At 63.1% G+C, this 10,159-nt stretch carries 9 protein-coding genes and 3 pseudogenes; 6 read left to right on the plus strand and 6 right to left on the minus strand.

The annotated features are described in order from the left end of the window. From ABSG20_RS20705 to ABSG20_RS20725, 5 genes and pseudogenes are all read left to right on the plus strand, one after another. Positions 1 to 193: hypothetical protein (locus ABSG20_RS20705; RefSeq protein WP_423866377.1), on the plus strand; the 193-nt coding region annotated here is incomplete at its 5' end. After that, a complete protein-coding gene (locus ABSG20_RS20710; RefSeq protein ID WP_423866378.1) occupies positions 193 to 960 on the plus strand; it encodes a hypothetical protein in 768 nt (255 codons plus the stop codon). The genes ABSG20_RS20705 and ABSG20_RS20710, both read left to right, overlap by 1 nt. Positions 961 to 1,164: 204 nt before the next feature. Then, positions 1,165 to 1,866 (plus strand): annotated as a pseudogene (locus ABSG20_RS20715) (caspase family protein); the annotation flags it as partial. A gap of 474 nt (positions 1,867 to 2,340) precedes the next feature. Next, positions 2,341 to 3,510: pseudogene (locus ABSG20_RS20720) on the plus strand (S41 family peptidase); the annotation flags it as partial. A 257-nt stretch (positions 3,511 to 3,767) separates the two neighbouring features. Then, positions 3,768 to 3,965: a hypothetical protein gene (locus ABSG20_RS20725; protein WP_423866379.1), complete on the plus strand. Its 198-nt coding sequence runs from the start codon at positions 3,768 to 3,770 to the stop codon at positions 3,963 to 3,965. A 33-nt stretch (positions 3,966 to 3,998) separates the two neighbouring features. On the opposite strand, the gene hmuQ is transcribed toward ABSG20_RS20725, so the two are convergent. Next, entirely contained in the window at positions 3,999 to 4,331 is a 333-nt protein-coding gene (hmuQ, locus tag ABSG20_RS20730; protein WP_423866380.1) for a heme-degrading protein HmuQ, read from the minus strand. A 325-nt stretch (positions 4,332 to 4,656) separates the two neighbouring features. Between hmuQ and ABSG20_RS20735 the strand changes: the two genes are divergently transcribed. After that, entirely contained in the window at positions 4,657 to 5,685 is a 1,029-nt protein-coding gene (locus ABSG20_RS20735) for an alpha/beta fold hydrolase (protein ID WP_423866385.1), read from the plus strand. 30 nt (positions 5,686 to 5,715) lie between these two features. On the opposite strand, the gene ABSG20_RS20740 is transcribed toward ABSG20_RS20735, so the two are convergent. The 5 genes and pseudogenes from ABSG20_RS20740 to ABSG20_RS20760 form a co-directional block, all read right to left on the minus strand. Next, on the minus strand, positions 5,716 to 6,120 hold the full coding sequence (locus tag ABSG20_RS20740; RefSeq protein WP_423866381.1) for a YccF domain-containing protein: 405 nt from the start codon (positions 6,118 to 6,120) through the stop codon (positions 5,716 to 5,718). A 192-nt stretch (positions 6,121 to 6,312) separates the two neighbouring features. Further along, positions 6,313 to 7,348, minus strand: a pseudogene (locus ABSG20_RS20745) (branched-chain amino acid ABC transporter permease); the annotation flags it as partial. A gap of 83 nt (positions 7,349 to 7,431) precedes the next feature. After that, complete coding sequence (locus ABSG20_RS20750) at positions 7,432 to 8,154, minus strand: ABC transporter ATP-binding protein (RefSeq protein WP_423866382.1); 723 nt, start codon at positions 8,152 to 8,154, stop codon at positions 7,432 to 7,434. Continuing rightward, entirely contained in the window at positions 8,151 to 8,915 is a 765-nt protein-coding gene (locus ABSG20_RS20755) for an ABC transporter ATP-binding protein (RefSeq protein ID WP_423866383.1), read from the minus strand. Before ABSG20_RS20755 ends, ABSG20_RS20750 begins: the two co-directional genes overlap by 4 nt. Positions 8,916 to 9,105: 190 nt before the next feature. Then, the coding region (locus tag ABSG20_RS20760; RefSeq protein ID WP_423866384.1) for a putative bifunctional diguanylate cyclase/phosphodiesterase at positions 9,106 to 10,159 on the minus strand (1,054 nt) is incomplete at its 5' end.

The raw sequence follows: 10,159 nt of genomic DNA on the forward strand, positions 1-10,159 counted from the left end.
ATTCTGTACCCGTGAGAACCCTTCGGCCGCGCTGGTTTGCGGCAGTTGCGCGCGCGACATCGCCATCCCGCCGTCCCTGATCGCCGAGCGGGACGATCTGCTCCGCAAGCGGGATGTTGTGCGTCAGGAATTGTCGGGGATCCAGGCCGAGCTTGAGCGGCTCAAGCGCCGCGCCAAACATCGATCAGTCTGATGGAATGTCCGTTCTGCGCCGAAACCATCAAGGACGAAGCCCTCGCCTGCAAGCATTGCTCGCGCGACTTGCGCGTGGTGCGCCCGGTGCTGCTCGAAATCCAGGACATCGTCGCTGAACTCGACCGGCTCAGGCAGGAGCTCGATCGGGCGGGCGCGAGCCTGCAGCGAACCAAACACCCGTTCCGGTACTTCGTCGTTCTGGCCACGCTCTATGTGCTCATGCCCACCATTCTTCTTGTTGCCGCCCATATCGTCGTGACCATCGTGCTGAACGTGTCTCCGCTTTATCTGCGGCTGGCTTCCGTGATTATTCCTGTTCCCTTCGGCTTTTTGACCTATCCTCTACACAAGATCGGATTTCGTGGGGCTCTTGCTTTGGGCGTGGCGGCCGCCATCCTCAGCGTGATGTGCATGCTGACAGTGACCGGTGTCAACGACAGCGTGCCGATCGTGCCTGCGTCGTCAGGCGAATGGCGCGAGGTTTTCGAATACGACACCAGTATCGCGCTGGCGTTTGGTTCAGGAAGCATTCTCGGCCTCATGGTCTTTCAAGTGCTGCCGCTGATCCTGTCGCAGGGCGGCAAACCGAACGCCGCGGCCTTCAGGATTGCCCGCCTGCTTGGCCAGCATGTCGGCGAAGAACAGCTTCGCCGCAGAGCCCGGCTGATTCAGGATCTGCTGCAGACCGCGGGTCCTTTGGCCGGCGTTGTCATTACGGCGGTGGGCTCGCTCTATGCGGGACTAAAAGGTGTCGTCGGATCCTGAAATTTGGAAAGACGGCGTCCGCCCGCACTGTGATGCGTGTCACTGTCATCGTGGGTTTCAGCAAACTAAAATGGTGATCGAAACGCATGCATGGCCAGCCGCGCGCGTGCCGGCCTTGCCAGCAGCCGGCAAATGCGCGAGCATTTGCAAGCGTTCCTGCTAGGAGCCATATCGATGATCGGCCGAGTCCTGTTGCTGGTGGCAATGACGGTCGTCGTTGCGGTGTCGGCTTCGCCAGCCATCGCCGACCGGCGCGTCGCGCTCGTGATCGGAAACTCCGCTTATCAGAACGTGGCGCGGCTGGAAAATCCACGCAACGACGCCCTGTTGATGGCGGCCACGCTGCAGGAACTGGGTTTTATCCTGATCGGCGACGGCGCGCAGCTCGATCTCGACAAGACGGGGCTTGATGCCGCCGTGCAAAAGTTCGGCGTCTCGCTGCAGGGCGCGGAGGTCGGCATGTTCTATTATGCCGGCCACGGCGTCCAGGTGCGCGGTTCGAACTATCTGGTGCCGATCAACGCAAATCCGACGCGCGAGGCCGACGTCGATTTCCAGATGCTCGATGTCAATCTGGTGCTGCGGCAGATGGAAGGCGCGGGCACCAAGCTCAACATGGTGGTGCTCGACGCCTGCCGCAACAATCCGTTCGGCGGCCGAGGCCTGCGAGCCACCGACGGCGGACTGGCGCAGATGCGGGCGCCGGAGGGGACGCTGATTTCGTTTGCGACGCAGCCTGGAAACGTCGCCCTCGATGGCGAGGGCAACAGCCCCTATACCAAGGCGCTTGCCGCCAACGTGCGCAAGCCGGGGCTCGATATCTTCCAGACCTTCAACGAAGTCGGGCTGGCGGTAAAGCGTTCGACCGGCGGCGCGCAACAGCCCTGGGTTTCGAGTTCGCCGATCGACGGCAGTTTCTACTTTGCGGCGCCGCCGCCGGCCGCTACCGCGCCGGCCGCCAGTCCCGACGAGGCCGCGCAGGCCTGGGCCGCGACCCGCGACAGCACCAGCCTCGCGGTGATCGATACCTTCATCCAGCAATACGGCAACAGCATCTACGGCCCCTTCGCCCGCGCACGGCTGGAGGAACTAAAGAGCAGCCAGGTCGCGCTGGCGACGCCGAAACCCGCGGCGGCGGAAAGCCGGCCCATTGCGCCGCGCCTGACCAGAGCCGACGTCGCAAAGCTGTTCGAGCCATTCAACCAATCCATCGCGCAGATCGAGACGCACTACATCGAGAAACGCGAAGACAGGGATCTTTATATTGCCGCGAACAGCGCCATGCGCCGGGCCTACCCGCCGGCGCAGCAGGTCTCGAGCGCGGGACAGCCCGAGCTGCGACCGGCGGCGAACGACAGCGGCAAGGGCGATCTCAATTCGGTCTACGAAACCGCGCTCGCGATCATCAACGAGCGGCCGTCCAATAGCGAGGACACCCATATCGTCGAGGTCGCGATCAACGGCGTGCTGGCCTCGCTCGACCCGCATTCGGACTACATGGATTCGCTGGCTTACCGAGACATGCAAACGCAGACCAGCGGGGCTTTCGGCGGCGTGGGGCTCGAAGTGAGCATGGCCGACGGCTTGCTCAAGGTAGTCGCGCCCTACGACGGCACGCCGGGCGCCAAGGCGGGTATTCTCGCCAACGACGTCATCGTTAGCGTCGACGACGTCTCGGTTCACGGACTCACGCTCAACCAGGCGGTTGGAAAAATGCGCGGGCCGGTGAACAGCAAGGTCAAGCTCAAGATCGTCCGCCAGAACGTCGACGACCCGATCGAGTTCACCGTCGTTCGCGACACCATCCGCATTCCGGCGGTGCGCTCGCGCGTCGAAGGCGCCGATGTCGGCTATATCAGGATCATCAGTTTCAACCAGCAGACCAACGACGGCTTCAGGCAGGCGGTGGCCGACATTTCGAAGCAGGTCGCCAACGACAATCTCAAGGGCTATATCATCGATCTGCGCAACAGCCCCGGTGGACTATTGGACCAGGTCGTCGCGGTGTCGGACGATCTCCTGGAGCGCGGCGAGATCGTCTCGACCAGCGGGCGCACCGCGCAGGAATCACGGCACTTCAGTGCCAAGCGAGGCGACATCACCAGGGGCAAGCGGCTCGTCGTGCTGATCAATGGCGGTACCGCATCCGGATCGGAGATCGTTGCCGGCGCATTGCAGGACAACAAGCGGGCGACCATTATCGGCACGCGGTCCTTCGGCAAGGGCTCGGTCCAGACCATCGTTCCGCTTGGCCCCGATCGCGGCGCGTTGCGACTGACCACGTCGCGATACTACACGCCGTCGGGCAAGTCGATCCAGGCTACCGGCATCGTTCCCGACATCGAGATCCTGCAGGAAGAGCCCGACGACGTCAAGAAAAGGAGTAAGCCCTTGGGCGAGGCCACGTTGACCGGGCACCTTCGCGGCCAGGGCGTCGAGCAGGTCGCTTCGCAGTCCTACGTCCCGCCGGATGCGAAGGACGACAAGGCGCTCGCCGCCGCACTCGATCTCATGCACGCCCCGCAAGGGCGGGCCCATGGCAATCGTTAGTGCTCCGATCGTATCGGCCTGAACCCGCGCGCTCACGCCGCTCTTGTCCCCCCGACCGGTCGGTTCATCCGTACCGCGATACTCAATGGGTCCAGCTTCCCGCCCGGTCGAATGGGGAAACGCAAATCCTCGTGGTCGGACGCGGGGCGTTGCCACACTCCTTGCCATGAGGTTACAGTCGAAATGTCAGATGGCAATGGCCCGGCAGACCTGACCGGTCCACGGACATGCCGTTCCGAAATGGCGAGCGCTCGCAAATGACGTACGATGAACAGGTTGAACAGGCGATCGCCGCCAACGATGTCGAGACGCTGGTCAAGTTCGCCTATGGCTACCCCTGTGCCTGCACCAGGATAAAGGGCGAACCGCTATGCGTGTGCAAGATGCAGGCAAAAGCCGTCCGCGCCAAAGTCGTTCCGCTACCGCTGTTCTCCGGCAAGGTCCAGCGGGTCTGAGCATCGGCCCGGGCGGCAGATTGCAGCGCCCGGTCAGGCGGCGTCGGGCGTGTCCGCCGCAACCGTCTGCCGAACTTCAAACCCTTCGAACTGCGGGTGGCCGAGATAGAGCGGCTTGTTGTCGCCGGCCTTGTGGTGCGCGGCACGAAAGGCATCCGACCTGGTCCAGGCTTCGAACGCGGCGTGGTTTTTCCAGACCGTGTGCGAGGCATACAGGGTGTGGTCCTCGGCTTCCGCACCTTTGAGCAGGTGGAACTCCAAAAAGCCTGGCACCGTGTCGAGATGGGTGTCACGCGAAAGCCAGACCTGCTCGAAAGCCTGTTCGGATCCCCTGGCAACACGAAAGCGGTTCATGGCGATAAACATGCAAGTGTCTCTCCCAAGCTCGATGGCGCCGATCTACGCGATGGACCGATCCGTTGGCACTGATGACATGATGACCGCGTCAAGGTGAGGCGCGGGTGTGAAGTTTTCAAGGTCAACAGCGCGTATTTGCCTGACGTCGGCAACCCCGGTTTTATGCCGCAAGCCGGCATGATAGCGTATCCGCGCGCGAGAAAGCCGTTCAGACGCTTGGAAAATGAGCCCTGGTCGGTAGCAAAACCGCGTTGGATCGGTCGCAAGGATCACGCAGGGCAGCTTGCGCGAGGTTACGAAGAGCAATTCATGCGGGGATGGGGCAATGAGAACGATGCTGCAACGTGTGACGGCTGTGCTGTTGACGGTTTCATTGGCAAGTTATCCGGTCCTCGCCGCGGACGAGACGGCGCCCAATCATCGGCCGGTGAAAAAAGTCGCCGACCTGCGAATTGCGGTCGGCGCGGAAGGAACCCTGCCGCTCTACGCTTCGGCGGACTGGTCCAACCCGTTGCCGGATATCACGCGTGCCGTCATCGTGCTGCACGGCCGGCTGCGCAATGCCGATGTCTATTTTAGATCGGCCAGAACGGCTCAGGCCGCGGCCGGCGAAGTCGGCAAGACCACGATCATGATCGTTCCGCAGTTTCTGGCCGCGATCGACGTCGATGCGCATCACTTGGCTGCCGATACGTTGCGCTGGACCCTGGAGGGGTGGGAAGGTGGCGATCCTGCGGTAGGGCCTGCGCCAGCCAGTTCGTTCGACGCGCTCGATGCCATCCTGGAAAGACTGGCGGATCAGCATTTGTTTCCGAATCTGAGGCAGGTCGTGGTGGCCGGTCATTCGGGTGGAGGTCAGGTGGTGCAACGCTACGCGATCGCCGCAAAAGGTGAGATCGCGCTGACGCGTCGGGGCGTGATCGTGCGCTATGTGGTCGCCAATCCGTCGTCCTACGCCTATTTCGGCGCCGAGCGGCCGGAGCCGTCGATTGCGGCCAGCTGTCCCGGCTATGACGATTGGAAATACGGCATGGAGGCGCGCCCGCCATACCTCGCCGGACCGACCGTCGCGTCACTGGAGCAGGCCTATGTTGCACGGCAAGTCATCTATCTGTTGGGAACGCGCGACACCAATCCGGATCATCCCGCGCTCGACAAGTCCTGCATGGCGGAGGCGCAGGGGCCCTATCGATATGCCCGTGGTCACGCCTATGTGGCGACGATGCGGGCCAGCAACGCCGGAATGCCGAACCACCGTCTGTGGGATGTGCAAGGCGTAGGTCACGACGGCGGCAAGATGCTGACCTCGCCCTGCGGCCTCAAGGCGCTGTTCGATTTGCCGGGATGCAAAGCCGGTAAATAGACCGGGCCGATGGAGAACGATCTTCGCGCCCTATGCGGGAACGATCACCTTGCCGATCGGCCAGAGCGCGATGCCGGCGAGTTTTATGTGCGCCCAGGCGAAGGGAATGCCGACGATGGTCACGGCGAGCAGGATCGCGGTGATGAGGTGCCCCAGCGCCAGCCACCAGCCCGCCAGCACCAGCCAGATCAGGTTGCCGATCAGACCGAGCGGGCCGGTGCCGATATCGGGTTGACCGGTCACCAGGTCGCGGCGCACCGCCCTGGAACCGAACGGCAATAGCGTATAGGCCGCGATATTGAAGGCCGCCCGGGCCCAGGGCAGGCCGACGATGGTGATGGCCATGATGATGGCGGCGATCATCCAGGCCGCCGCCATCCAGAGGCCGCCGCAGAAAATCCAGAGCAGGTTCAAAAGGAGCGAAACAGGGGGCATGCGACCGCTTCGAGGCTGGAGTGACGCGCGTTCGCGCGCGGGAGCACCTGATCCTATGTCGATAGGCCGGAGCGGCAAACTAAATTGCGGTTAAGCTGTGAACTTCACCGGGGGTGCGGCGCAAAGGCCGGCGGCGGAACCAGGCCAAGGGCATGGAGGCGGGATTCGATTGTTACCATGCAGGACACCTCAAGAGGACCGGCGCGGCGGATTGCGCAATCGTCCCACGACGCCGGTCGGGAAGAAGTAGACGCTGGCAACGAACAGCAGGCCAAGCCACAGCAGCCAGCGATCCGGATGCAGCAACCCCGGAAGCAGCGGCAGGCCGGCGTCGGCGGCCGCCTTGGAGGCCGCGCCCATCAGCGTCTGCAGATAGTTTTGCGCCAGAATGAAGATCGCAGCACCGATGATCGCGCCGTAGATCGTGCCCATGCCGCCGATCACCACCATCAGCAGAATGTCCAGCATGATGGAAAAACTCAGCGACGATGAAGATCAATACCGTGAGATCGTTGCCCATCGAGGCATGCACCTGCTCGCGATAAAGCGCCCACATCACGCCACCGAGGCCGGCGAGCCCGGAGCCAGTCATGAACACCCCGAGGAACAGCCGCCGGATGCGATAGCCCAGCGCTTCCACCATCTCGCGGTTTTCGACGCCGGCGCGGATCAACAGGCCGATCTTGGTCCGGTTCAGCACCAATTGAATGCCGGCGAATACGATCAGGCCGACCAGCATCGCCAGCAGGCGGTATTTCGCAATCGCGACGTCGCCGAAGATGAACGAGCCGCGCAACGATGTCGGCAGCGGCAGCGGAATGATCTGCGGACCCCACAGCGCATACAGCGCCTGCTCGGCGATGATCAGTCCGCCGGTCGTCATCAGGATCTGCTTGAGATGCTGGCCGTAGACCGGCAGGATCAGCACCCGCTCGAGCACGAGGCCGAGCGCGCCGGAGACCGCCATCGATAACAGCGCCGCCGGCGCCAGCACCGCGAGATTGAGCCACAATGAATCGGCCTGCACCCACGTTGCCAACGGCAACAGCACCAGGGTTGCGACATAGGCGCCGACCGAAATGAAAGCGCCGTGACCGAAATTGAGCACATCCATCAGGCCGAACACCAGCGTCAGGCCGGAGGCCATGATGAAGATCATCATGCCCATGGCGAAGCTTGCCACCGTCAGCGTCATCCAGGAACTCAAGGATCCGATCAACGGCAGCATGGCGAGCGAGACGATGACCGGCAGCGGCGCCGGCAGGATGTCCCGCTTCGGTTTGGGCAATGCGCCGGACGCGGCGAGGTCGGTCACTGATGTGCCTCCAGGCTGAGCCCGAGCAAGTGCTCCTGCAGCGCGACGTCCTTTGCCAGCGCCGCCATCTCGCCGCGATGGACGATCTTGCCGTTATCCATCACCAGAACCTTGTCGCCGAGCTCGCGCGCGGCGTGGAAATTCTGTTCGACCAGAAGGATGGTGGCGCCGCGGCGCTTGATTTCGCCAAGGCACTCGATCAGCGCCACCACGATCGCCGGCGCCAGCCCCTTGGTCGGCTCGTCGATCAGAAGCAGTTTGCGCGGCTCGACGATGGCGCGGGCAATCGAGAGCATCTGCTTCTGTCCGCCCGGTAGCGCGCCGGCGCGCGACGGCCAGAACCTCCGCAACGCGGGAAAGAAGCCGAAGATCCAATCGAGCCTGCGATCGTCGAGCGGGCCATCGCGTGCCGCGAGGATCAGATTTTCCTTTACCGAGAGGTCCGAGAACACCGCCATGCTTTCCGGCACATAGCCGACGCCGAGCCGGGCGATCTCCGGGGTCGCACGCTTCTCGATGCGCTGCCCATCGAGCGCGATCTGGCCGGCCGAAGCCTGCCACAGGCCCATGATGGTGCGCAGCGTCGAGGTCTTGCCGGCGCCATTGCGGCCGAGCAGCATCGTGGTCTGGCCTTCGGCGACGCCGAAATCGATGCCCTGCAGGATGTGATAGCGCCCGACATAAGTGTGCACGCCGGCCAGCGTCAGAAGGTCGGTCATGCCGCGCTCCTTCCGGGCGCGATGCCCAGATAAGCCTCCTGAACGATCGGCGAGGCGATCACCTCGGCCGGCTTGCCATCGGCGACGAGCTGGCCGTTATGCAGCACGATGATGCGGTCGGCCAGCGAACGCACCACGTCCATCTTGTGCTCGACCAGGAGGATGATCCTGCTCGAATCCTGCTTGAGCTGCGCGATCAGATCGAGCACGACGGGCACTTCATCGATGCTCATGCCGGCGGTGGGCTCGTCGAACATGAAGACTTTCGGTTCGAGCGCCATCATCAGCGCGACTTCGAGCTTGCGCTGATCGCCATGCGACAGCGCGGTCGCCGCCACCGCCCGCCGGCCACCCAGGGCCACCTTGTCGAGAATGGCGTCGGCGCGCGCGATCAGGTCCTTGCGCGTCATCCACGGCCGCAGCATGTCATAATGAACGCCGCTTTCGGACTGCACGGCGAGGCGGACATTCTCTTCGACGCGGAGGTTCGGAAACAGATTGGTGAGCTGGAAGGCGCGGCCAAGGCCGGCGCGGGTGCGCAGCGGCGCGGAAAGCTGCGTGATATCGGCGCCGTCGAACAGGATGCGGCCCTCGCTCGGGCGCAACTGTCCGGAGATCAGGTTGAAATAGGTGGTCTTGCCGGCGCCGTTGGGGCCGACAATCGCGGTCAGTTCACCGGGGCGAAAGCTGCAGCTGACACGATTGACCGCGACGTGGCCGCCGAAGCGAATGGTCAGATCGCGGGTTTCGAGCAAGGTCATGGGGTCACTCGGAAGATCACCGCTTGTTGCGGATCGGGATATCCATGTCCTCGATCTTCAGTTCAATGATCAGGATCTTTTTGTCTTCGATGAAGCGGATCACGATGCAGGCCGCGGCGCCGAACGACAGCGTGACGCCGCTGCTGGTGATGACGAAATGAACCGGGACGAAAGCCGCGGCGCGCGCCGATCAGCGGCGGTAGCGATCAGCGCGGTTATGGGCCGGACGGTTTTCCTGGCGCGGGCGGCTCGCCAGACTGGTGCGCGCCTCGCTGGTGATCGGTATGGTGGGCTTGAGCTCCTCCAGGAAAATCGGCCTGGAGAAGTAGTAGCCCTGCGCATAGCGGATATTGGTGGCGGCCTGCAGGTAAGCGAGCTCCTCGAAGGTTTCGACGCCTTCCGCGATCACGGTCATGCCGAGGGCCTCGCCCAGCGATTCGATCGCCCGCAAGATGCCCTGGCTGCGCGAGCGCCTATGAATATCGGTGATGAAGGAGCGGTCGATCTTGATTTCGTCGGCGGTGATGTCGGCCAGCGCCGACAGTGACGAATAGCCGGTACCGAAATCATCGATTGAAATTCCGACGCCGAGGGCGCGGAACATTGGCACGATCTCGGTCTGGAAATCGGTTTTGACGACGAAGGCGTCCTCCGTCACCTCGATCAGGAAGCGCCCGGGAAAGCCGGTGGCCTCGAGCGCCCTGGCGAAAGAACGCATGAACTGCGGATTACCGGCCTGCGCCGCCGCGACGTTGATGCTGATGCTGGTGCCGGCGCCGAAGGTTGCGTTGATCAGATCGATCGATTTGACGATCTCCGCCAGCACCAGATGGGTAAGCTCATCGATCAGTCCCAACTCCACGGCAAGATTTATGAAACTGCCGGGAGCCTGAATGACACCGTCGTGGTCGCGCAGACGCACCAGCGCCTCGATGCCCCGGATATCCCGGGTTCTGATATCGACCTTGGGCTGGAAGGCGCAGCAAAAGCGCTTTTCCAGAATGGCGAGCCGCAGCGATTGCTCGACCTTCATCCGTTCGAGCGCCTTTTGCTCCATGCCTTCGTCGAAGAAGGCCGCGGCGCCCTTGCCCCCGTTCTTGACGCGGTACATCGCAATATCGGCATTCTGACGCAGCACCTCGAAGCTGCGGCCATGTTCCGGAAACAGGCTCACCCCGATCGATGTCGAAGCGAAGATTTCCGAGCCATCGATGAAAAACGGCGCCTTCAGCCTTTGCAGCGTA

This window comes from Bradyrhizobium sp. (genome assembly GCF_049512235.1).
Taxonomy (GTDB): domain Bacteria; phylum Pseudomonadota; class Alphaproteobacteria; order Rhizobiales; family Xanthobacteraceae; genus Bradyrhizobium.